This window comes from Paenarthrobacter sp. PH39-S1 (genome assembly GCF_030063245.1).
GTDB lineage: Bacteria > Actinomycetota > Actinomycetes > Actinomycetales > Micrococcaceae > Arthrobacter_M.
Map to the genome: position 1 here is coordinate 17,805 of NZ_JASISR010000011.1, position 22,071 is coordinate 39,875.

Consider the following 22,071-nt stretch of genomic DNA (forward strand, 5'->3'; position numbering starts at 1 on the left):
GCGGGATGGCCACCCCGCGGGACACGGGCGCGCGTTTTAACCTGCCATCAGCGTCGGGCGGCGCGTCCGGGTCGGTCTTCGGGCGCGCAGCGCGAGCTGCACCCTTTCCGCGACCCGCTGCGGTCGGTACAGGACATCAGGGTACTGGATCCGCAGCAGCACATGGCCGGAGATGCCGGCAGCCGCGTCACGCCATGGGGCAGACGCGAATTGCCCGGCCGGCGGCCGGCGCTCCAATCCGACGATCTCCGCGACGAGATAACCGTCGATCAGAAAGTGCACCACGCCCACACCGTGGACCCAGCTTTGGGCCTGAACCTCGAATCCGAACCGCCGGAACAGGATTCTGGCCAGCGTTTCCCACGGCGAATCGGCCCCCTCCTCCACCAGATCCAGCGCGGTTCGGGCCTTCCCATCACGACTTGCCGGGAGATGTCGACGCAGAACCTCCGGATCCACAAGTCCTTGATTCACCGCCGATTCCACCATGACCACGGACTCCGGTATGGGCAGGCAGAAAAGCGCATGGATCAGCACGTCTTCCAGCGCGGCCACCGGCGCACCAGTAACGGGGCACGACAGCGGTGCCGCGTGCAGCACGGTGCGCGGTTCAGGCAACGGAACGGGGTGCGGCCCGGCCCGGGGTGCGGAGTACAGGACCGGTTGCGGCCCCGTTTCCGGACCGCGGAGACCGTTGCCGACAGCAAGATGTATAAGGCAAGGCTCCGCCACCACCCACAGCCCATACTGCCCGGCGGCGGAGGCACAGGTCAGCACGCCGCGGTGGCGCAGCGCCTGCACGAACGCGGCGGGGGCGCCGGGAACCGCCAAAATCCCCCGCTCCCGTGTCTGCACCTGCTTCCCCGCGACCGCCCGGGCCAGCTGTGCCGTCGTGAAACCGCGCTGCACAAGGGCTTCCGTCCGTGCCGCCCCACCAAGGCTCCGCAGAACCTGCTCAACATCCATGCCGACAAGCATTCCAAGCCGCAACGCGGAGCGGCAGCATCGCCCGCCATTATGTGCCCGGCTGCGCCACCGGGGCAGGGTGTGGAGAGAGGATGACCGGATATTGGGCTATGCGACCCTATCGGCAATGTGCAACCCTCTTGGCAATGCGCGACCTTCTCGGCGAGGCACCGACCGGGCGATGCACCGAACGGGCATGCACCGAACGGGCATGGCGTCGCAGCGAGCCCTTAGTCCATTCCGAGCAGATCAAGCGTCAGCCCGGTGTCGCCGGAGGCGTCCAGCAGTACCGGAATGCCCCAATCCTGCTGGTACAGGTGGCAGGCTGCGTGGTCTGGGATCTGTCCGTCGGCCGTTTCCGGGCCGTCGCAGGCCGCCGCCCGAGCTGTGATATGCAGGACCCCCTCAGGGACGTCGGCTGAAAGTGTCAGCGTACGGTGCAGACCAATCGAAGTGCCGCCGCCCGCCGTTAGCAGATCAGGCGGTGTGGAGGAGACCTTCAGCTGCGTCGGGTCGCCCCAGCGGTCGTCCAGCTTCTGTCCCGTCGGTGCGGAAAAGCGCACCTGCAGGGCCAGCGCGCCGGGTGCCACCGGCGTCTTGGGACGCTGCGTCTGCGCGGCACCCTCGTCGACCTGCTGGGCTTCCTTGGGGACCGGCAACCGGACCAGCTGGTGCCGGTTGGCTTCCACCACAATCAGCAGCGGGATGTCGCCGCTGCTGTCGAGCAGCACATCGGAAGGCTCTGCGAGCCCGCGGGCAAGGGTGCTCAGTGTCCCGGCGACCGGGTCGAAACGCCGGACAGCGCCGTTGTAGGTGTCCGCGACGGCGACCGAACCGTCCGGGAGCACGGTGACGCCCAGCGGGTGCTGCAGGCGTGCCTGCTCCGCGGCTCCGTCTCGGAAGCCGAAGTCGAAGAGTCCGGTGCCGACGGCGGTTTCCACCGCGACCTCCCCTGCGGCACCTTCCCAACCAGGTCGCACTTTCGGCACGTTAGCGGGCTCATTCGTGCCGGTGCTGCTACCTAGTTGCGCGGGGGGCGGAGTCGCGAACCGCAGCACCCGCAGCGCGGACGTTTCCGAATCGGCCACCCAAATGCTGCCATCCGGTGCCTCCGCGAGGCCGGACGGCTGAGCAAACCAGGCCTGACCGGCAGGGCCGTCCAGCAGCCCCTCCAGACCGTTGCCCGCCACGATGGTCACCTGGCCGGTCGCCGGGTCGAAACCAAAGATCTGATGCACGCCGGCCATCGCCACGGCTACACGGTTAAGCGCCGCCGACCAGACAACGTCCCAGGGGGATGACAGCGCGACCTCCAGCGGACACAAGCCCAGATCGCCGCCCGTCAGTGCGGCGCCGTCGTCGTCCACGCGGGCCGGGCCGCCCTCCAGCAACCGCTGCACACCGTTTCCGGCCAGCGTCCGCACGGATCCGTCACTCAGCCGCACGCCGCGCAATCGGTGGTTCACGGAATCGGCGATCACCACGTCGTACCCGGCCTGGGCGGCGACCGCATCCGGGAGCAGCGTCAGGCCCTGCGGCTCATTGAACTGCGCGGTCTCGGCCGTGCCGTCGGCATGCCCCTTCACGCCGCAGCCGATGGTCCGCCGCACGCTCTGCAGGTCCGGGCCGAGCTCCACCAGCCGGTGATGTCCGGTATCGGAGACCAGGAATCGGCCATTGGGCAGCGGGAGGACCTTGCCGGGGAAGCGCAGGGCGCCCGACGTCGGCGCCGGGGCAACGTACGGGCCGTCGCCACGGTGCAGCGTGCCCTTGGCCTCATGCTCCGCGATCAGCTCCGGAATCAGCGTCGCCAACCCGGCCGCGTGTCCCTCACCGGAAAGATGCGCCACGATGTAGCCCTCCGGATCGATGACCACCAAGGTGGGCCAGGCGCGGGCAGCGTAGGCCTGCCAAGTGAGCAGCTCCGGATCATCGAGCACGGGGTGGCGGATTTCATAGCGTTCGACGGCGGCGGCGAGGGCCACCGGGTCGGCCTCATGTTCAAATTTGGGCGAGTGAACACCAACGGTGACCAGCACGTCGGAGTATTCCTGCTCCAGCGGCCGCAGCTCGTCGATTACGTGCAGGCAATTGATGCAGCAAAACGTCCAGAAATCCAGCAGCACGATCTTGCCGCGCAGCTGCTCCAGCCCGAGTGTTTTTCCGCCGGTATTCAGCCAGCCGCGGCCCTGCAGCTCGGAGGCCCTGATTCTCAGGTGCGGTGCGGTTCCTACTGGTGCATCCACTATCGTTGTTCTCCCTGCTTGGCGTCGTGCACGCTACTGTCCCGGTGGGCCAGCCCGGCAAACATATCGTTGTAAGCACTCAGGTCTGCGTCATTATTCCGGTCCGCCGCACGGTCCTTGCGTTTGGTCTCGCGCTCATCCGATCGGGACCACATCACCGCAACGCCCAGGGCGACCAGCAGCGTGGGCACCTCACCGATTCCCCAGGCGATGGCTCCGGCGGCCTGCTGATCGGCAATCGCGGAGGCACCCCAGTTGCGACCCATGTTCCCGAAGTAGTCCCCGGCCAACAAGGCCGTGGAGCTCATCAGCGTCACACCGAAGAATGCGTGGAAGGCCATGGTGGCCAGGAGCAGCAACAGGCGCAGCGGGTAGGGGGCCCGGCGGGGCAGCGGATCGATGCCGATCATGGTCAGTATGAAGACGTAACCGGTCAGGGTGAAGTGCAGAATCATCAGCTCGTGTCCGATGTGGTCCCGCATGGCGTAGCCGAAGGCGCCCGAGTAGTAGAAAAGCACGAGGCTGCCGGCAAAGTTGGCTGCCGCGAAAAGCGGGTGAGTTACGAGCTTCGAGAACCTGGAGTGGACAATCACCAGTATCCACTCGCGGGCGCCCCGGCTGCCATCGCCGCGCGGGACCAAGGTTTTCAGGGCCAGCGAGACGGGGGCTGCCAGCACCATAAACAGGGGTGCCACCACCATCAGCGCCATGTGGTCCACCATGTGCGCGCTGAAGAGAACTCGGCCGTATACCGCGGGGCCGCCGGACGTGATGTAAACCAGCGACGCCATGCCGATCAGCCAGCAGATCAACCGCGGCACGGGCCATTTGTCTCCGCGCCGGCGGAGCTTGAGCACCGCGGATACGTAGAACGCCGTACTGACCAGCACAAAGGCTATCCAGAGCCAGTCCAGCCGCCACTGGCTGAACCAGCGGGAAAAAGTCAATTCCGGCGGCAACGGGTATCCGCTGAGGATGACCGCCGGGGTGGCGTCAGGGGCGAAGCTGGTGGGCTGCGGCGGAGCGGACCGGCTCAACGCCACCGCGATTCCACTGGTGGCTCCCATAATGATCAGCTCACCAAGGATCAGTTGCCAGAGCACCCGGGTGGCGGACAGCGCCTGCTTGCCGGACGTGCCGCTCTCCAGCCGGGGGATGATCCAGGACCGGTGCATGTAGCCGATGCTGCCGAGCACGATGATGGCGACGGTTTTGGCCATGATCAGCTGGCCGTAGGAAGAGGAGAAGAGGGAGTCCCAGCTGGTCACGCGAATGGCCGCGTTGATGACACCGGAGGCGAAAACGACGAAGAAACACGCCAGCGCCAGGGCGGAGAACCGTTTCAGTACCGGTGCGGTCAGCTGGCCCAGCTTGCCCGACACCGCGGCCAGCGCGATGATGCCGCCCACCCAGAGAGCAACTCCGATGATGTGCAGGAGCAGGGAATTCACCGCGCCCTCGTGGTCCGAGCCGCTCGAGGAGTGGCCGATCAGCGCCTGCGGCACGAGCCCGAGAAGGGCCAGCACCAGGGTCAGGCCCAATCCGGTCTGCGAACGGATTCCGAAACAAAGCGTCGTGACGACGGCGGCGAAGATGCAGATGGAGAGCCAGGCTTGGCCGGTGGGTTGGTCCGTCATGAAGTAGACCAACTGGTTCGAGTAATCGCCGGTTCCTGAAATCGGCAGGCCCGCGATGTCCGAATAGGTGAAGATAAGCACCGCCGCCGCGGAGATGGTCCAGAGGGCTCCGGCCCCGGCGGCCAGGGTCATGGCACGGGTAAAGGCGGGGTGCTCGGGCGCAGGAGGGTACGGCGCATCCCGGGTGCTCCGGGCGGCCCGTGCCGCGGGGCTGGACCGCGTGGGTTTGAGTTCCTTGGGCAGCAGCACCACCGCGAAAATGAGCGCGCCAATTACCGCGGCAATCGAAAGGTTATGGATGGTCAGGGAAACCGGTAATCCCCACCGGGTCAAAGCCCCCGGATCCACCAGTGCCTTGGCAGCGGCCGCGCCGGAAAAGATCAGGGCGATCACCAGGGCCAGCAGTGCGGCGCCGCCGCCGCCCAGCAGCCACATGCTTCGGATCCCCGCTGCGGCCGCTGAGCCATGCGTGGAAGGGGTTTTCTGGGGAGCGGTGGTTACTGGCACACATCCATTCTCCGGCACCCCCTTGGCTTGCGCGAATCCGCGCTCCCTTGCCTTACGCGAATCCGCGCTTGCTTGCCTTACGCGAACTAGCGCCGGGGGAAGCCAGCCGCCGTCGGCTCCTTCCCAACTAGGTAGCAGCACCTGCACTCAAACCACGTTATGAGTGCAGGTGCTGCTACCTAGTTGGGAGGGAAGAGTCCGCGTGACGGCGAAGGGCGGCCACCTTGCGGCAGCCACCCTCCGGCAATGCTTTACGAAACCATGCGAAGACTACTTCTTGGTGGAGACGGCAGCCTTGAGCTTAGAGCCTGCGGTCAGCTTGACGCTGTGGCCGGCGGCGATCTGGATGGCCTCGCCGGTCTGCGGGTTGCGGCCCGTGCGTGCGGCGCGGTCGGTGCGCTCAACGGCCAACCAACCCGGGATGGTGATCTTCTCGCCCGAGGCGACGGAACTCTCGAAAACCGAGAAAAGGGCGTCCAGCACAGCGTTCACTGCGGTCTGGCTGGTGTCAGCCTTGGCCGCGACCTCTGCAACCAATTCACTACGATTCTTAGCCATGTATGTCCTCCTGGACGTGGGATGGATGAAGCTTGCACGCCGGTTGCGTGCCAACCACTGTTAGCGAACATACCATTTCTGCCCCCGCGGACACGGTGATTTCCCCGGAATTTGGCCGATTTCAGCGATTTCCCGGATGTTTTGACGGAATTTCCGCTCAGAGCCAATCTTTTCCCGGCCGATGCCGGGCGACGACGGCGGTTCGGTGCAGGACGCCGCAGGTCGACGGCGGCCCGGGTGCGGCCCCGCTGCCGACAACGGCAGCCCTCCGCCGTCGTCGTGCCTCCTGCCCACTCCCACCGCAGCCGGACAGGCAAAGGGGCGGCGGCCACAATGGCCGCCGCCCCTTCACGATGGAACGTCAGTTTCTGCAAGCGCCGCTGATTACCAGCTGGACTTGGTGATGCCGGGCAGCTCGCCCCGGTGTGCCATGTCGCGGAAACGGACACGGGAGATACCGAACTTCTGGAGCGTGCCACGGGGCCGTCCGTCGATCGTGTCGCGGTTGCGCAGACGCACCGGCGATGCGTTGCGCGGAAGCTTCTGCAGGCCCAGACGTGCGGCCTCGCGGGCCTCGTCGGTGGCGTTCGCGTCGACCAGAGTCTTCTTCAACTCGAGGCGCTTGGCGGCGTAACGCTCAACGATGACTTTACGCTGTTCGTTCTTTGCAATCATTGACTTCTTAGCCATATGTTTAGCGCTCCTCTCGGAATTCGACGTGCTGGCGGATCTTGGGATCGTACTTCTTCAGAACCAGACGGTCCGGGTCGTTACGACGGTTTTTGCGGGTGACGTAAGTGAAACCGGTACCCGCGGTGCTCTTGAGCTTGATGATCGGACGTACGTCCCTGTCTTTTGCCATTAGAGCTTCACCCCGCGTGCCTGGATCTGCGCGACGACGGCGTCAATACCGCGCACGTCGATGGTCTTGATGCCACGGACCGAAAGGGTCAGGGTGACATTGCGGCGCAGGGACGGAACCCAGTAGCGCTTCTTCTGAATGTTCGGATCGAACCGACGCTTGTTGCGTCGATGCGAGTGCGAAATGCTGTGCCCAAAGCCCGGCTCGGCTCCAGTCACTTGGCAGTGAGCTGCCATGACTATCCTCCAAAAAATGAATGTTCAGCGGTTTTACCCGCCATGAAATGCGTTCAGGGGCGTCCCTGGCCGGCAACCGAAGCAGCCGAGGTAATGGCGATTCCGCGCAACTTGAGCCCCTAACTACCGGCCTCCGGGAGATGAATCCCGGCAACCGGAGCAATTGCGCACGCTCCGCGCCACCTGACGCCTGTCCATTCTATGAGCTGGGGCGGATTAAGACCAATCGGTCGGTCGCCCCGCTAGTCCGCCCCCGGTGCCGCCGGCTGAGCAGCAGATACTTCTTCGGGGCCGCATTACGACGTCTTCCTCCCCGACGGATGTGCCTGAGGTGCTGGGAATTGGGTGGCGTGTGGGTCAGGATGCTGGGGGCGTGTGAAGTTCCGGCCACCGCGGACTCAGGGCGTCGCCGGAGGAGACGCCACGCAGCCGCCGGCTAATCCACGGTCCCACGTATTCGCGCGCCCATTGGGCATTGGCCGCGGCCACCTTCAACCGGCTGAGCACCGGCAGAGGCTCCAGTTCCGGGACTTCCACCACGGATTCCCGGTCCAGCACAGCCAGCACCCGCCGGGCCATATTAATGTGTCCCGGCGTGGACATGTGCATGCGATCCACGCTCCACATTCGCGGGTCGTCGTATTCATCAAAACGCCAGTAGTCCACCGTCAACGCGTCGTGCTTATCGGCTACCTCCCGCACCAGCTCGTTATAAATCGCGGTCCGCCCCCGGGTTTTCCCGAAAACCCCGGAGGCCTTGGAATCGAAGCCGGTGAACATCAGCACCGCAGCACCGGTGGCGCGGAGTTTGGCGATGCCGCGGCTGTAATCCCCCATTAGTGCGTCGATGTCGACTTTGGGCCGCAGAATGTCATTGGCTCCGGCGTAGATACTGACAAGAGTGGGGCCCAGCACCACGGCGGCATCGATCTGTTCACTCAGTACCTGCCGCATTTTCTTCCCGCGGATGGCCAAATTTGCATACCCGAGACCAGGTTCACCGGGCGCGAAGGACTTGGCGAGCTGTTCCGCCACCCGGTCCGCCCAACCGCGGCAACCGTGTGGCAGCACCGGATCGGTGTCACCCATGCCTTCGGTGAAAGAATCCCCGAGTGCCACGTATTTCGCCGTAAATTCCACACTTACCTCCGTCTCGGGGAACTGGATACCTAATCCTATGATCAATACCACCCTGGCTTGGAAGGTGCCGCCGAACCCCGTTCCCCTTGTACCCCGTTCAGGAGCAGCTACCCGCGCACCGAGTCGGGTTCCGGGATGCGTTACGCGCTGGTTTCCTGCAGCAGACCGCCGCCAGCGGCAGGCCGGAAGGTTCCCCGAAACGGGGGGGGTCTCTGTTCGTGTAGGCAGCGGTTGCCGGCCTTGAGACGGTTCCAGCGCGGGAGCTCTTGGTGCGCATCCAGCGGCCGACGACGAGATCAGCGGATGCACACCGAGGGCGGCCGACAACAGTTTCACCTTCCCGGCCGCCCGAGCAGCTTCAGCGCTTCGATTTAACCGTCACCCTTCGCGGCCCCCACTCCGGTTCAGCTGCGGTTACGATTGGTGGCAACCGCCGAATCCGGCCGGATCCCAAACCGACCTCTCCGGAGATCCTTGACATAGAGAGCACCTCATGCCCACCAACCTGCGCCTCACCCCGAACGACGCGTTTCCCGAAAATCTCGACAAGATCGCGGACAAGAAACTGCAGATCCTCGACAGCCAGATACAGCGCCAGCTTGACCGCGAATATGTCGTGGTTGGCGAACCGAACCCGGAGACGGAGTTCCGGCACTATGAAATTGACGAAGAATTCGTCGAGCGGGAGAGCGCTGAGAGCGCTGAGAGCGCCGCTCCAACTAACGCCTAGAGGCCTGCCGCCACCTTCCGGGACGAAGCCGACACCCTTCAGCCGCCGGTGAAACCGTGAATGTCCGAGCCAGCTGATAGACCACTTGGTACCACTACCAAGGAGGCTGTCATGAAACTACTCGTTGCCACTGCCCTGACCCAGGGTGAGCGGCAGAACGACTATTGCTTCGCCGTCGAAGGTGAACTGGTATTTATCCTTCCGCCGTGCGCCGCAGACCGGAAGGATCCCGACGGGCCGTGCGGCTGCGGCCGGCGGTTTGCCGGCCTGGTCTCGCAACACGCGACGACGACGGCGAGGGTCACCGATGTGCCCGACGCCACCGCGCGGAACTATACAGAGGCGTTACGGAGCGGAATAAAGGACCAGGGATATCCGACAGACGGGGTAACCGATCTGTCCAACGGTCTCCTGGAACTGGCCTCGTACTGGCCGTTCGGCTCCGTCATCGAACGGCGCCTGGATCAATTCGCCCGCCGGGCGCTGTTTCACCCCATCAACGGCGCCGACCCTAATATCGCACCATCGGTTCACACGATCCCCGACGCCGATCTACTGGTTATTAGAACCAGATGCGCGGCCAAGGTACGCGAGACTGACGGATCCGGTTTCCCTATCGACGTTCTGGCAAGGGGCCGGGACGTGACCCTGCTGGAGTACCGTTTATGGCCCTCCAACCGTCCTGGTGAGGAATTCACGTGGACGTACAGGCCTGCCGCCCGGCTACGGTATTTGGGCAGTTCTGGAGAGTGGCAGCTGTTGTGGACCAGTGGAATGAACCAGTGGCACAGCTATGCCACGCTGCCCCGCAGTGTGCAGGTCGCCGAGCTGCTGGATGAGATTGATGCGGACCCGCACATGCTGCTCCGGGCCAGCAGACCGTCATCCATTCCCTTTATCGAGAGGCGCCGGCCGTGCTGAATTACTGGTTAGGTGTAGTCAGCGCGGACCACGTGGCCCGGGGCGTACAGCTGGGGATTGCGCAGGTCGATCATGGCAAACCGGGAGCGTTTCGCCGGATGCTCCCCGGCGATGGCCTTGTTTATTACTCACCCCGAACCAGCCTGCTGGACGGCCTGATGCTGCAAGCCTTCACCGCCGTGGGACGGATAGCCGACGGCGACCCGTGGCAGGCCGACGAAGGCCAGTTCCAGCCGTGGCGGCGGCGGGTGACATACGACGACGGTGCGCCGGTGCCGCTACAGGCGCTCAAGCCACGCCTGCAGCTAACGCAGGAGAAGAACTGGGGCTACGCACTGCGTCGAGGTGTGATCCCCCTGGCCGAGGAGGACTTTATTCTGATTCATGCGGCCATGCTCAATGTCGCCAGCGGAAAACCGCAGCCGCAGTCATGGAAGCATCCCGATCAGGATAGCGAGGGCTGAGGGCTTGGTGACGGACGATGATAGAGGAGTGAATCCTAACTCCGCGACACCGACCACGTGCTGATCCGCAGGGCCCGGCCAAAGCAACAGGTCCCAGAACAAAAGGGTGCAGGGCAAAAGGGTGCAGGGCAAAAGGCGGAAATCTCGCGGGTGGGCATTTGGGGAACCAAGTACCGCAAGGCGACGGTGGGCCTGTTCAGTCTGGCCTTTCTCGTCGCGTATTCCGTCTCCGCCATCACCACGGCGATGCCCCGGGCAGCGCAGGAACTGCAGGGCTTTCCACTCTACGGCCTGGCCTTTGCTGTCACCATGGCGACCTCCGTGGTCGCGATGGCCTTCGCGGCGCCATGGATTGACCACTCCGGGCCGGGCGTGCCCCTGATGGCAGGCATCGCGGTGGATTGCCTGGGCCTGCTGGTGGCTGCCGCCGCGCCCACCATGGAAGTCCTCGTGGCAGGGCGCGCCATTCAGGGTCTGGGCGCCGGGCTGGAGGGCGTGGCCCTGTATGTGGTGATTGCCCGCGTTTTCCCGGCCGCCCTGCGGGCTAAGATGTTTGCCGCGCTTGCTGCCGCCTGGGTGCTGCCTTCAATTGTCGGGCCTGCGATCAGCGGAGCTGTGACTGATCAGTTCGGCTGGCGCTGGGTGTTCGTCTCCGTTCCCTTCCTGGCCGTCTTCGCCGTGGCACTGGTCCGCTCCGGCACCCGCGGTATGAACATGACCGCTCCGACCCGCGCTACGGTGTCCCGGATCAGGCTTCATCGTTGGGGCGTGCCCCAACTGCGCATTCCCCAACTGCGGCTTGCTCCGGTATGGCGTCGGCCCGGCTGGGCCCTTGCATCTGCCGTCGCAGTGCTGGTCCTGGGGAACGCAGCCCAGCGCACGCAACCCTGGTGGCCCGTGGAACTCAGCGTTGCCGTCGTCGTCCTGATTCTCGCCGTACCCAGATTGCTGCCGCAGGGAACCTGGCGTTCACGACGCGGCATGCCCTCGCTGATCCTGATGCGCGCGCTGATTGGCACCGCGTTCACGCTGGGCGATGTGTATCTGCCGCTGCTGATGATTCAGCAGCGCGGGCTGCCGGCGTGGCTTGCCGGGCTATCGCTCACCGTAGGTGGCATTACCTGGTTCACCGGTTCCTGGTTTGCCGGCCGCGGCGTCGTGGCACCGCATGGCCGGCTGATGCTCGGGGCGCTGGGAATCCTGCTGGGCGTGGTGATTTGCGCCCTGGTGGTGCTGCCGACCACGCCCGTGTGGATCGCGTGGCTGGGCTGGGCCTTCGCCGGGCTAGGGATGGGTATGGCCTACCCGACGCAGTCCGTCCTGGTGCTGGAGCAGTCGCCGCCCGCGGACCAGGGAAGCAATGCTTCCGCCCTGCAGTTGAACGAGACGCTGACCACCGCCGCCGTGCTGGGTGCGGTGGGTGCAGTCTTTGCCGCCCTGCTGGTCAATCCGGAGGCTGGTTTCGCCGTGGCATTTGGCGTCGCCGCGCTGCTGGCCCTCGCCGCGGGACTGGCCGCCCGGCGTGCCGGCTAAGATCCCTACGGGGCCTCAGCGCATTTTGCGCAGCTCAAGCGATTGGCGCGGCTCAGCACTTGAAACACCTCAGGCGTGCTCGGCCTTGCCGAGCCGCCAGTAACCCATGGATGCCACGCGATCGGGCTGGACGCCTGCATTGCGGACCAAATACCGGTGCAGCTCGCGCACCATCCCGGCTTCACCAGCGATCGCTGCGCCTGCTCTCAGCCCGAGCGCAGTCCCGCCGCTCCCTACTCCGGCGCCGTCGCGCCCGCTCCCAGGTGACCTCTCGCCCGGAAGGAGCGAAGGAGAAGCGTTGTGCAATGCCGCCTCGGATGCTATTCCTTGAGGGCAGGGTCTTGTGCGGGTCGGACCGCGGAAGGTCCTTCACGAGAACAAAAGGTACCGAACCAGACAAAGGAGCAGCGATGACTGACCACGACGACGAGGAGCAGGCTCTGGCCCATTGGGGCCATCGACTCTCTCAGGCGCTGCAGATTTTGGATTTGGAGGTCGACCAGAAATTGATTCTCCGGCTGGCCGATGAGTCCGGCCGGTCGGTGGGTCCCTCCGCAGGCCCCATCAGCACCTTCGTCGTCGGCTATGCCGCGGCGCTGGCTGCCACCAGCGGCCATGTCGACCCGCAGGCTGCGGTGAGGTCCGCCGTCGACACCGCCCTGAAGCTGTGTGAGGACGGAACGCCCGGCGGCCCCGACACGGAAGGATGGGCCGGCACGGCGCAGTAGCGCGCCGACAAATTACGGAAGGCCACCCTCCCGCCGTCGCCCGTCAACCACCTCCCCGTCGCCCGTCAGCCGCAGTCAGTCCGCGCGCGCCGTCCGTTGCCGTCGCCGTTGCCGTCGCCGCTGCCGTCAGCCAGCTGACGTGGGCTCCAGCCGCACAATGACATGTTTGGAGACCGGAGTGTTGCTTCCGTCGGCCACACTGTCCAGCGGCACCAGCACGTTCGCCTCCGGGTAGTACGCGGCAGCGCATCCCCTGGCCGTGGGGTAGGAGACCAGCCGGTAGTTGCGCAGCACCCGCTCCTGGTTGTCGTGGTGCTCGCCGTGCACGTCAACGTACTGGCCGTCCGCCAGGCCCAGTGCGGCAAGGTCTTCAGGGTTCACGAACACCACCTGCCGGCCCTTCTTGATCCCCCGGTAGCGGTCGTTGTGGCCGTAGATGGTCGTGTTGAACTGGTCGTGCGACCTCATGGTCTGCAGGATCAGCCGCCCCGGTGGGCAGTCGACGTGCTCCAGGTCGTTCACCGTGAACACGGCCTTGCCGGTGGGTGTGTGGAAAGTCCGGGAATCCCGCGGCCCGTTCGCGAGCACGAAGCCGCCGTCCTGGCGGATGCGTTCGTTGTAGTTTTCGCAGCCGCCCACCACGTGCGAAATGTGCTCCCGGATCAGGTCATAGTCCCGCTCGAATCCGGCCCAGTCCACCGCCACCTTGTCCCCCAGCGTCGCCTGGGCCAGCCGAGACACGATGGCCACCTCGGAGAGCAGGTTCGGCGCCACCGGTTCCACCTTGCCCCAGGACGGGTGCACCGCGCAGACCGTGTCCTCCACCGAAACAAACTGAATGCCGCTGGCCTGCCGGTCGATTTCCGTCCGGCCCATGGTGGGCAGGATCAGCGCCTCCCGGCCCACCACCGTGTGCGACCTGTTGAGCTTCGTCGAAATCTGCACGCTCATGTCCAGGTTTTCCATCGCCGCCTCGGCCACGGTGCTGTCGGAAATCGCACCCACCAGGTTCCCGCCCATGGCCACGAAAACCTTCATGCCGCCGTCGCGCATCTTCTCAATGGTCTGCACCGCGTCGGTGCCGTGCTCGCGGGGCGGATTGAAACGAAACTCCTTCTCCAGCGCGTCCAGGAAGGCCGGCGGCATCTGCTCCCAGATGCCCATCGTCCGGTCCCCCTGGACGTTGCTGTGCCCGCGGATCGGGGAAGCGCCGGCGCCGGGCTTGCCGATGTTGCCGCGCAGCAGGAGCAGGTTGATGACCTCCTTGATGGCAGCCACCCCCTTTTTCTGCTGGGTGAGTCCCATCGCCCAGGTGATGATGACCCGGTCCGCCTGCAGGTACCGGTCCGCCAGCTCGTCGATCTCCTCCCGGCGCAGGCCCGTCGCCTCCAACACCGCGCCCTCGTCCAACCGGGTCAAGTGCGCCTTCAGTTCCTCCAGCCCCTGGCAGTGCTCCTTGATAAAGTCATGGTCCAGCACCGTACCCGGCTTCGCGTCCTCCGCATCCAGGACCCGCTTGCAGAGAGCCTGCAGCAGCGCCATGTCCCCGCCGAGGCGGATCTGCAGGAACTGGTCAGCCATCTCGGTCCCGGACCCGATGATCCCCTTGACCTCCTGCGGGTTCTTGTAGCGCCGAAGGCCGGCCTCGGGAAGCGGGTTTACGGCGACGATCTGCGCGCCGTTGTTCTTGGCCTCCTCCAGCGCGGTGAGCATACGCGGGTGGTTGGTGCCGGGGTTCTGGCCCATGACGATGATCAGCTGGGCCTTGCCGAAGTCGTCGTAGGCGATGGTGCTTTTGCCGATGCCCAGCGTCTGTCCCATAGCCCAGCCGGTGGATTCGTGGCACATATTGGAGCAGTCCGGCAGGTTGTTGGTGCCGAAGGCGCGCACGAACAGCTGGTAGCTGAACGCCGCCTCGTTGGAGGTACGCCCGCTGGTGTAGAACGAGGCCTCGTCCGGGGAGTCCAGGCTGTTCAGCTTCGCGGCGATGATTTTGAACGCTTCATCCCAGCTGATCGGCTGGTAGTGGTCCTTGCCGGCGGGCTTGTAGACCGGTTGGGTGAGGCGGCCCTGCTGTCCCAGCCAGTACTCCGACTTGGTGCGGAGCTCGCTCACCGGATTCTGCGCCCAGAAGTCCGAGTCAACGGTGATGGGGGTGGCCTCCCAGGTGACCGCCTTGGCCCCGTTCTCGCAGAATTCAAAGGCCTTGCGGTGGTCCGGATCCGGCCACGCGCAGCTCATGCAGTCGAAGCCGTCCCGGTGGTTCATCGCCAGCAGGGTTTTCCGGCTCCTGTTCACTCCCATATCCTTCAGCGCGGGGCCCATCGAATGAAGGACGCCGGGCAGGCCAGCAGCCCAGGTTTTCGGCTTGCCGACCTCGATCTGGCTTTCGTCTTCGTCCTCGACCTGGGGATTTTTGCGGGCCATTGGGGGCACTTCCCTTCACTAACGACGGCGTGTCCCGACGGTGGGACGAGCGGCGGCTGCGCGCACCTATCTAAGGCCTAACAGTTATTGGGAGGGGCCGCAAGCGATCCTGCAATTTCCGGCGGGCGGGAATTACGAGTAGGACTGCGCTGCGGCACATCGAAAAGGGCCGCCTGGCGAATCGCAGGAGCCCTCATTGCCTCGTCTGAGTCTGTTCCCTTCCTCTCGACAATTTCACGCCGTACGGTGCAGCTACGGAAACAAGGGAGGGTCGCGCTCTGGCACCGTATTTCGGGAGGCCGCGAACGAAGCGGCGGTAGAACAAGCGGTCGTTAATATGCACCATAGTCTGGAAGCGCTTGGCGCCGCCGCGGCAGCACTGGAGGTCCGGGTATCGCCGCAGATGGCCCGCGGAGTCCAGGTCACTGGGAACACATGGCGCGACCTGACCTGGCTGTCCTATTTCTGTGCCCCGCTCCACGTCGACGCCGGGTGGTAGGACCATAACGCGCTTTAAGTTGATGCGCTCCCGTTCGTCACAGCGCGCGGGGGCCCTGGGGGGCTTAAACCGTTCTGGCGCCGTCGTCCTCCACGAACCGCGGCTGGCCGGCACGCCAGCCGAACAGGGCGCACAGCACCCCGATCGTCAGGAACATGAAGCCGGCCGGCGCAAAACTTCCGGTGGCCGCGTGCAGCCAGCCCACCAGCAGTGTGCCGGTGGACCCAACACCGTAGCCCACGCCCTGCATCATGCCGGACAGGTGCGCGGCGGTGTGCGCGTCCCGGGTCCGCAGCACAATCATGGTCAGCGCCGCGGCGGTCAGACTCCCCTGACCCAGCCCCAGCAGCCCGGTCCAGATCCAGATGCCGCCCGGCGGGCCAAAGATGCTCAGGGCGAAGCCGGTGCCGGTCATCAGCGCCACCACCACGTTGACGCCGCGCTGGCGCCGCAGTCTGACGGCCAGCGCGGGGGCCAGCAGCGAGCCGGCCATCTGCAGCACGATCGACACGGCCACGATGGTTCCTGGGGTGCCGCCGTCCACCCCCCGCTCGCGCAGGGTCGGCGCCAGCCAGGCGAAGACGGAAAAGGACATCATCGCCTGGAAGACCATGAACAAGGTGACCTGCCAGGCCAGCGGCGAGCGCCACACGCTCGGACCGGCCGCGATCCGCCCGCGCCGCGCATGCCGCTGACGCACCGCGATGGGTGCCCACAGCAGCGCGGCCGCCGCCGCCGGCAGGGCCCAGAAACCGAGGGCGGTCTGCCACGACCCGGTGGCCTCATAGAGCGGGTGCGTGAAGCCGGCGCCAAGGGCTGCGGCGCCGCAGATGGACATGGTGTACAGCCCGCTCATCAGGCCCAGCCGGTGCTGGAAATCCCGCTTTACCAGGCCTGGCATCAAGACGTTGACGACGGCGATGGCAGCTCCGGCGGCGAACGTACCGGCCAGCATGGCCGGCACCGCCCCCAGGCCGCGCCCGGTCAGCCCCAGCGTGAGCACGATCATGGCGCCCAGCAGAGTCCGCTCCGCGCCGAAACGCCGCGCCAGGCCGGGAGCCAACGGCGCAAAGAGGCCCAGGAAGGTCACCGGAACCGTGGTCAGCAGGGTGACCAGGAGCGGCGGCAGTCCCGTGGCCGCGGTGATTTCCGTCAGCACCGCCGCAAAACTGGAAAAAACCGTGCGCAGGTTCAGCCCCACCAGGATCAGGCAGGTCGCGATGTACAGCAGGCTGCGGCGGCCCGTGACGCGGGTGGGATCCGCGGCGGGGACCTCGTCCGCCTCGGGGTCCAGCAGGAGCTTCGCGGCGGCATGCCCAGGAACTCTCCGGAGATCAGCCGGCCCACGGAGCGGTTCAGCGGGTGGTTCCGGTGGCAGGTCGGACTCCGGAGCGGTGGTGTTCACCGTCCCGATCGTATCGAAGTAACGTCAGTTCGCGGTAACGGGACTTGTGCGAACGCGTCGCCCGGGGAAGGCCCCCCGGCTCATGCTCCGTGCCCCAGTGCCACTTCCTCGCCTGCCTTCACGGGTCCGGGTGCAGTCCCATCCCCGAACGGCCGGCCACCCAACTTTTCCCGCCCGTGCGCGGTCAGCCAACCGGACGTGTCCGGGCCCTTGGGCACGATCTGCGTGGGATTGATGTCCGTGTGCACCATGTAGTAGTGCTGCTTGATCTGCTGGAAATCGATCGTGTCACCGAAGCCAGGGGTCTGGAACAGGTCCCTGGCGTAGCCCCAGAGAGCGGGCATCTCGGTGAGCTTGTTCCGGTTGCATTTGAAATGCCCGTGATAGACCGCGTCAAAGCGCGCCAGTGTCGTGAAGAGCCGCACGTCCGCTTCGGTAATCGTCTCCCCCACCAGAAAGCGTTGCGCGGCCAGCCGCTCCTCCAGCCAGTCCAACGCAGTGAACAGCCGATCGTAGGCATCCTCGTAGGCTTCCTGGGAGCCGGCAAAGCCGCAGCGGTAGACGCCGTTGTTGACTTCGGTGAAGACCCGCTTGTTGACCTGATCGATCTCTTCGCGCAGCTCTTCGGGATAGAGCCGGGGGGCGCCGTCGCGCTGGTAGTCGGTCCACTCGGTGGAAAAGTCCAGCGTGATCTGCGGAAAGTTGTTGGTGACCACGGCGCCGGAGGGAACGTCGACGACGGCGGGTACGGTGATGCCGCGCGGATAGCCGGGGAAGCGCTTGAAATAGGCGTCCTGGATCCGCTCAATGCCCAGCACCGGGTCTTGTCCGTCCGGATCCAGGTCAAAGGTCCAACTGCGCACATCATGGGCGGGACCCGGTTGGCCGAGGGAAATAACGTCCTCCAGGCCCAGCAGCCGTCGGACGATCACCGTCCGGTTGGCCCAAGGGCAAGCGCGGGCGGCGATCAGACGGTAGCGGACCCGGCTTTACCGGCCACCGGCCGGCCTCCGGATCGTCGCCACCGCGGAGAATCCGGTCCTCAATGTAATTGGTGTCGCGGGTGTACTCTTGGCCACCGGTGACATAGGTGTTTGTGCTCATGGACCAGCTTAGGCCGATTCCGTCAGCAATCCGAGGGCCCGCCACCATGGACGTGCTGCTGTTCCGCCGCCAGCCAGTCCTCCACCTGAAGCCCTGGCACCCGGCCAAATTCCCAAACATTATTGGTGACAACGGTCAGACCCCGGGAGCAGGCATGGCCGGCAATCATAAGGTCATATGAACCAATGGGAGTTCCCGCTTTGCACAGTTGGCCGCGAATCTGACCACAGTGGTAGGCGGCAGCGTCATCAAAGGACAGTAGCTCGAGCCTTGCCGTGAACCCTTCAATGATTGCGATGTTCGCCTCAAGCGTGGCCGGGCATTCGGCCCCGTAGATGAGTTCCGAGAGCACCGCGGTTGACGTCGCCAATGTTCCGCTGAGCCCATTGAACTTCTCCCGCAGGTACGCCGGCCTGTTTTTGAGAATAAAGATCACCGTGTAGGTGTCCGGCAGGTAACGCAGCATTAAAGACCTTCACGCTCGGGCTGCGGCGGCTGCTCTCGGTGGGCCGGGAAATCCGCAGACACCGCCGGTCCGTCAAACCAGCTATTCCAGACCATATCCACCGGAGCGATGATTCGCGTCTTTCCCTGCGCCAGAATGGAAACCTCCCGGACCGACGGCGGCATCTCCAGGGCCTTCGGCAGCCGGACTGCCTGAGATTGATTACTTCTGAAGATCTTCGTTCCAAGGCTGCTCCAGATTGCCGTGTATCTGGACACGTGCCGCGGAAATTCCCACGGCATTCTTCCGGACGAACGGCAAAACGCGATCGGTAACCCCGGTTAGGCTTTATTTCAGGCCGAGCAGGGCCTTCCGGACGGCGATGCTCAGCTGCATTCCCCGGCCGGCCGTTCCGCCCTCCTCGACGCGCTGGGGAACGTAGCCGAAACCGACCCCGTACGCCGGGTCCGCAAACCCCAAAGCCCCGTTGGCGCCGTCGTGCCCGAACGCCTGCGCACTGCCGAAATCCATCCGCGCGTGGGATTTCATGAACACCACGGCAAACGCGCCGAGCTCGCTGAACACACGGTCGGCGCCCCAGACCTGCTCCTGGCTCATCACCGCAATGGTCTGCGGCGTCAGGAACGGCGCGCCGCCGTCGACCCCTGTACTGGCGGCCGCATACAACCTCGCCAGCCCGACGGCGGAACCCACCCCGGCGCCGCTGCTGCTGCCCGCGGCGCGGATGGACCGCATGTTCGGCAGCGCCAGCAGATTGCCCGCCGACATGTTGGCCGAGCTGCCCAGGATGCCGGCCGGGTCCACGAAGGGCGCACGGGGGTCCTCGTCGAAGAGCACGTTCCGGAAGCGAGGTTCCTGGCCCTCCGGCAGCCCCAGAAACATATCCACGGCAAATGGATCCCGGATCCGTTCCTCGTACAACGCCTGCAGCGTGCCGCCGGTGACCCGTCGGCAGAGCTCCTCCAGCAGCACGCCCATGGTCAGCGCGTGATACCCAAAGGCGGTACCCGGACGCCAATACGGGACCGCGTCGGCCAGCCGGGCGGCAACGGCGGCCGAATCGTTGTATTCATCCATTCTGAAACCGCCCGGTACGCCCACGACGCCGGCCTGATGGCTCAACAGCTGGCGGACGGTAAGCGTGTCTTTGCCGTGGCTGCCAAATTCGGGCCAGTACCGGGTAACGGCAGCATCCAGGTCCACCAGGCCGTCCTGGACCAGCAGACTGAATGCGAGCGCGCTGGCGCCTTTGGAACAGGAATACACCCCGGTGACGGAGTCAGCGGCAATGTCCGGGCCGCCGTGCAGGTCGACGACTTTGGCACCCTCGTGATAGACGGCCAGCTGCGCACTGTACCGGGGATCGGCGGCGAGGAGGTAATCCATAAGGTCGCGGACGGCGTCGAACATTGGGGCGGCAAACCCTCGGGCGCGCTTAGTCATGCCCTCCAGCCTATGTCGCCATGGTTCGCGCCGCGCCCATGGCTTCCCAAGCTACCCGCGAGTAGCATGGGTCACACCCCGTCGGGTTCCCACCCGGGCAGGCTCTGCAACAACGGGGCGGCGAAAGGGCCACCATGAGCATCAAGGCTGACAACGCAAGCGCAGGAACCTACCCGGCTTCGGAAAACCACTCCCCTGAAAACCCTGGCCCGAAAGTCACCGAGCAGGACGCGCGGAAGGTGGCCGAGGATGCGCGTGAGACCAGCTGGACCCGGCCGAGCTTCGCCAGGGGGCTCTACCTGGGCAGCTTCGACATCGCCCTGATCCATCCGCACCCGGAGCCCACGGCGGACGACACGAAGCGCGGCGGAGAATTCCTGGGACGGCTGCGAACCTACTGTGAAACGCTGGACTCCGCCCGGATCGAACGGGACGCGCTGATCCCGGATGAATACCTCGCCGGGTTGACCGAACTGGGCGTCTTTGGCATGAAGATTCCCCGTGAATATGGCGGCCTGGGCCTTTCCCTGACGTATTACGGTAGGGCGCTTCAGCTGCTCGGTTCCGTCCACCCGTCATTTGGCGCGCTGGTTTCCGCGCATCAGTCCATTGGCGTGCCGGAACCGGTGAAGGTCTTTGGCACCGAGGAGCAGAAAAGGGAGTACCTGCCCCGCTGTGCCGCCGGCGCCATAACCGCGTTTTTGCTGACCGAGCCGGATGTGGGTTCTGACCCGGCGCGGATGGGCTGCACCGCCGTGCTCAGCGAGGACGGCTCCGAGTATGTGGTCGACGGCGTTAAACTCTGGACCACCAACGGGGTCATCGCCGAAATCGTGGTGGTGATGGCCACCGTGCCCCGGCACACACTGCCGGACGGAACACAGGCCAAGGGCGGCATCACGGCTTTCGTGGTGGAGGCGGACACCCCCGGCGTCACGGTTGAAAACCGCAATTCTTTTATGGGCCTGCGCGGCATCGAGAACGGCGTGACGCGTTTCCATCAGGTGCACATCCCGGTAGCAAACCGGCTCGGCCGTGAGGGCCAGGGGCTGAAGATTGCGCTGACCACGCTGAACACCGGCCGGCTGTCCATCCCCGGGATGTGCGCCGCGACCGGAAAGTGGACCCTGAAGATCGCCCGCGAGTGGTCCAATGCCCGCACGCAGTGGGGCAAACCCGTGGGCGAGCACGAGGCCGTGGGCAAGAAGATCGCCTTCCTGGCCGCCACCGCTTTTGCCCTTGAAGCGGTGTTCGAACTCTCCGCGGAACTGGCCGATTCGGGTATGAAGGACGTCCGCATCGAGGCCGCCCTGGCCAAACTGTGGTCCTCGGAGATGGCTTATCGGTGTGCCGACGAGCTGGTGCAGATCCGCGGCGGCCGCGGCTACGAGACGGCGGCGTCGCTAGCGGCCCGGGGTGAGCGCGCTGTTCCGGCCGAGCAGTTGCTGCGCGATATGCGCATCAACCGGATCTTTGAGGGCTCCACAGAGATCATGCATCTGCTGATCGCCCGCGAAGCGGTGGATGCGCATTTGAGCGCCGCAGGTGACCTGGCCTCCACCACCGCGTCGCTGCAGGACAAGGGCAAGGCCGCCGTCGCCGCGAGCGGTTTCTACGCCAAGTGGCTGCCCAAACTGGCCGTCGGAAGGGGCATGGATCCGCGCTCCTACAACGAGTTCGGCCCGCTGGCGAAGCACCTGCGCTACGTGGAACGCGAATCCCGCAAGCTGGCCCGGCAGACCTTTTACGGGATGGGCCGCTGGCAGGCAAAGCTGGAATACAAGCAGGCGTTCCTCGGGCGGATCGTGGACATCGGCGCCGAGTTGTTCGCCATGGCGGCCTGCTGCAGCCGCGCGGAGATGCTGCGCGTGAAGGATCCCGTGCAGGGCCGGTACGCGATAGAGCTGGCCGATGCGTTCTGCGGCCAGGCCCGGCTCCGCGTCGACGCGCTGTTCACGGACCTGTGGCATAACACGGACGACGGCGACAGGCGGCTTGCGTCGCAGGTGCTGGCAGGCGATTTCGGCTGGCTTGAACACGGCATCATCGACGTCTCGGAGGGCACCGGGCCGTGGATCTCCGACGCCGCCCCCGGCCCGAGCCGCAAGGAGAACCAGCGCCGCAGATACCGCTGACCCCAGTCCCGCCCCGCCGCCCCCAGCGGCCCCTTATTCCCCAAGTAGGTCGCAGTTTTTGGAC

The 22,071-nt window shown here is 65.4% G+C and carries 21 protein-coding genes and 1 pseudogene; 7 read left to right on the forward strand and 15 right to left on the reverse strand.

Annotated elements, in window-relative coordinates; translation table 11 throughout:
* Positions 1–36: 36 nt before the first annotated feature.
* The 8 genes from QMG52_RS08755 to QMG52_RS08790 all read right to left on the reverse strand — a co-directional run bounded on the left by QMG52_RS08755 (position 37) and on the right by QMG52_RS08790 (position 8,152).
* Complete coding sequence (locus QMG52_RS08755; RefSeq protein ID WP_283560034.1) at positions 37–966, reverse strand: putative endonuclease domain-containing protein; 930 nt, start codon at positions 964–966, stop codon at positions 37–39.
* 230 nt (positions 967–1,196) lie between these two features.
* Entirely contained in the window at positions 1,197–3,212 is a 2,016-nt protein-coding gene (locus tag QMG52_RS08760) for an NHL domain-containing thioredoxin family protein (RefSeq protein WP_283560035.1), read from the reverse strand.
* Complete coding sequence (locus QMG52_RS08765; protein WP_283560126.1) at positions 3,212–5,284, reverse strand: bifunctional copper resistance protein CopD/cytochrome c oxidase assembly protein; 2,073 nt, start codon at positions 5,282–5,284, stop codon at positions 3,212–3,214. Before QMG52_RS08765 ends, QMG52_RS08760 begins: the two co-directional genes overlap by 1 nt.
* A 342-nt stretch (positions 5,285–5,626) precedes the next feature.
* On the reverse strand, positions 5,627–5,914 hold the full coding sequence (locus tag QMG52_RS08770) for an HU family DNA-binding protein (RefSeq protein ID WP_283560036.1): 288 nt from the start codon (positions 5,912–5,914) through the stop codon (positions 5,627–5,629).
* Positions 5,915–6,298: 384 nt separating this feature from the next.
* Positions 6,299–6,604: a 30S ribosomal protein S14 gene (rpsN, locus tag QMG52_RS08775; RefSeq protein WP_283560037.1), complete on the reverse strand. Its 306-nt coding sequence runs from the start codon at positions 6,602–6,604 to the stop codon at positions 6,299–6,301.
* Between the two features lie 4 nt (positions 6,605–6,608).
* Positions 6,609–6,776, reverse strand: coding sequence for a 50S ribosomal protein L33 (rpmG, locus tag QMG52_RS08780; protein WP_196397816.1), 168 nt, complete (start codon positions 6,774–6,776; stop codon positions 6,609–6,611).
* Positions 6,776–7,012 carry a 50S ribosomal protein L28 gene (rpmB, locus tag QMG52_RS08785; RefSeq protein ID WP_196397815.1) on the reverse strand — a complete coding sequence of 79 codons (237 nt, stop codon included), beginning with the start codon at positions 7,010–7,012 and terminating at the stop codon, positions 6,776–6,778. Before rpmB ends, rpmG begins: the two co-directional genes overlap by 1 nt.
* Before the next feature lie 357 nt (positions 7,013–7,369).
* Entirely contained in the window at positions 7,370–8,152 is a 783-nt protein-coding gene (locus tag QMG52_RS08790; RefSeq protein WP_283560038.1) for an SGNH/GDSL hydrolase family protein, read from the reverse strand.
* Between the two features lie 493 nt (positions 8,153–8,645).
* Between QMG52_RS08790 and QMG52_RS08795 the strand changes: the two genes are divergently transcribed.
* The 4 genes from QMG52_RS08795 (at position 8,646) to QMG52_RS08810 (ending at position 11,800) form a co-directional block, all read left to right on the forward strand.
* Entirely contained in the window at positions 8,646–8,882 is a 237-nt protein-coding gene (locus QMG52_RS08795) for a hypothetical protein (RefSeq protein ID WP_283560039.1), read from the forward strand.
* Between the two features lie 111 nt (positions 8,883–8,993).
* A complete protein-coding gene (locus QMG52_RS08800; protein WP_283560040.1) occupies positions 8,994–9,803 on the forward strand; it encodes a DUF7715 family protein in 810 nt (269 codons plus the stop codon).
* Positions 9,797–10,267, forward strand: coding sequence for an EVE domain-containing protein (locus QMG52_RS08805; protein ID WP_283560041.1), 471 nt, complete (start codon positions 9,797–9,799; stop codon positions 10,265–10,267). Before QMG52_RS08800 ends, QMG52_RS08805 begins: the two co-directional genes overlap by 7 nt.
* Positions 10,268–10,417: 150 nt before the next feature.
* Positions 10,418–11,800: an MFS transporter gene (locus tag QMG52_RS08810; protein WP_283560042.1), complete on the forward strand. Its 1,383-nt coding sequence runs from the start codon at positions 10,418–10,420 to the stop codon at positions 11,798–11,800.
* Positions 11,801–11,869: 69 nt separating this feature from the next.
* Here the strand turns inward: QMG52_RS08810 and QMG52_RS21925 are convergent, their stop codons facing one another.
* Positions 11,870–12,106 carry an SIP domain-containing protein gene (locus QMG52_RS21925; RefSeq protein WP_349361679.1) on the reverse strand — a complete coding sequence of 79 codons (237 nt, stop codon included), beginning with the start codon at positions 12,104–12,106 and terminating at the stop codon, positions 11,870–11,872.
* A gap of 104 nt (positions 12,107–12,210) precedes the next feature.
* Between QMG52_RS21925 and QMG52_RS08820 the strand changes: the two genes are divergently transcribed.
* Positions 12,211–12,528, forward strand: a complete 318-nt coding sequence (locus QMG52_RS08820) for a DUF6457 domain-containing protein (protein ID WP_283560043.1) — start codon at positions 12,211–12,213, stop codon at positions 12,526–12,528.
* Positions 12,529–12,654: 126 nt separating this feature from the next.
* Here the strand turns inward: QMG52_RS08820 and QMG52_RS08825 are convergent, their stop codons facing one another.
* Positions 12,655–14,955, reverse strand: coding sequence for an FdhF/YdeP family oxidoreductase (locus tag QMG52_RS08825; RefSeq protein ID WP_283560044.1), 2,301 nt, complete (start codon positions 14,953–14,955; stop codon positions 12,655–12,657).
* A 337-nt stretch (positions 14,956–15,292) separates the two neighbouring features.
* On the opposite strand from QMG52_RS08825, the gene QMG52_RS08830 reads away from it, so the two are divergent.
* The gene (locus tag QMG52_RS08830) at positions 15,293–15,454 is read left to right on the forward strand and encodes a hypothetical protein (RefSeq protein WP_283560045.1); all 162 of its coding nucleotides are present in this window, start codon (positions 15,293–15,295) and stop codon (positions 15,452–15,454) included.
* A 64-nt stretch (positions 15,455–15,518) separates the two neighbouring features.
* On the opposite strand, the gene QMG52_RS08835 is transcribed toward QMG52_RS08830, so the two are convergent.
* The 5 genes and pseudogenes from QMG52_RS08835 to QMG52_RS08855 all read right to left on the reverse strand — a co-directional run bounded on the left by QMG52_RS08835 (position 15,519) and on the right by QMG52_RS08855 (position 19,872).
* Positions 15,519–16,868 (reverse strand): MFS transporter, encoded by a 1,350-nt coding sequence (locus QMG52_RS08835; RefSeq protein ID WP_502920478.1) that lies wholly within the window; start codon positions 16,866–16,868, stop codon positions 15,519–15,521.
* A gap of 71 nt (positions 16,869–16,939) precedes the next feature.
* Positions 16,940–17,963: pseudogene (locus tag QMG52_RS08840) on the reverse strand (glutathione S-transferase family protein).
* 22 nt (positions 17,964–17,985) lie between these two features.
* Complete coding sequence (gene vapC / locus QMG52_RS08845) at positions 17,986–18,429, reverse strand: tRNA(fMet)-specific endonuclease VapC (protein WP_283560046.1); 444 nt, start codon at positions 18,427–18,429, stop codon at positions 17,986–17,988.
* Complete coding sequence (gene vapB / locus QMG52_RS08850) at positions 18,429–18,710, reverse strand: type II toxin-antitoxin system VapB family antitoxin (protein WP_283560047.1); 282 nt, start codon at positions 18,708–18,710, stop codon at positions 18,429–18,431. Before vapB ends, vapC begins: the two co-directional genes overlap by 1 nt.
* Before the next feature lie 46 nt (positions 18,711–18,756).
* Positions 18,757–19,872, reverse strand: a complete 1,116-nt coding sequence (locus tag QMG52_RS08855; protein WP_283560048.1) for a serine hydrolase domain-containing protein — start codon at positions 19,870–19,872, stop codon at positions 18,757–18,759.
* A gap of 134 nt (positions 19,873–20,006) precedes the next feature.
* Between QMG52_RS08855 and QMG52_RS08860 the strand changes: the two genes are divergently transcribed.
* Positions 20,007–22,007, forward strand: a complete 2,001-nt coding sequence (locus QMG52_RS08860; RefSeq protein ID WP_283560049.1) for an acyl-CoA dehydrogenase family protein — start codon at positions 20,007–20,009, stop codon at positions 22,005–22,007.
* Positions 22,008–22,071: the final 64 nt, after the last annotated feature.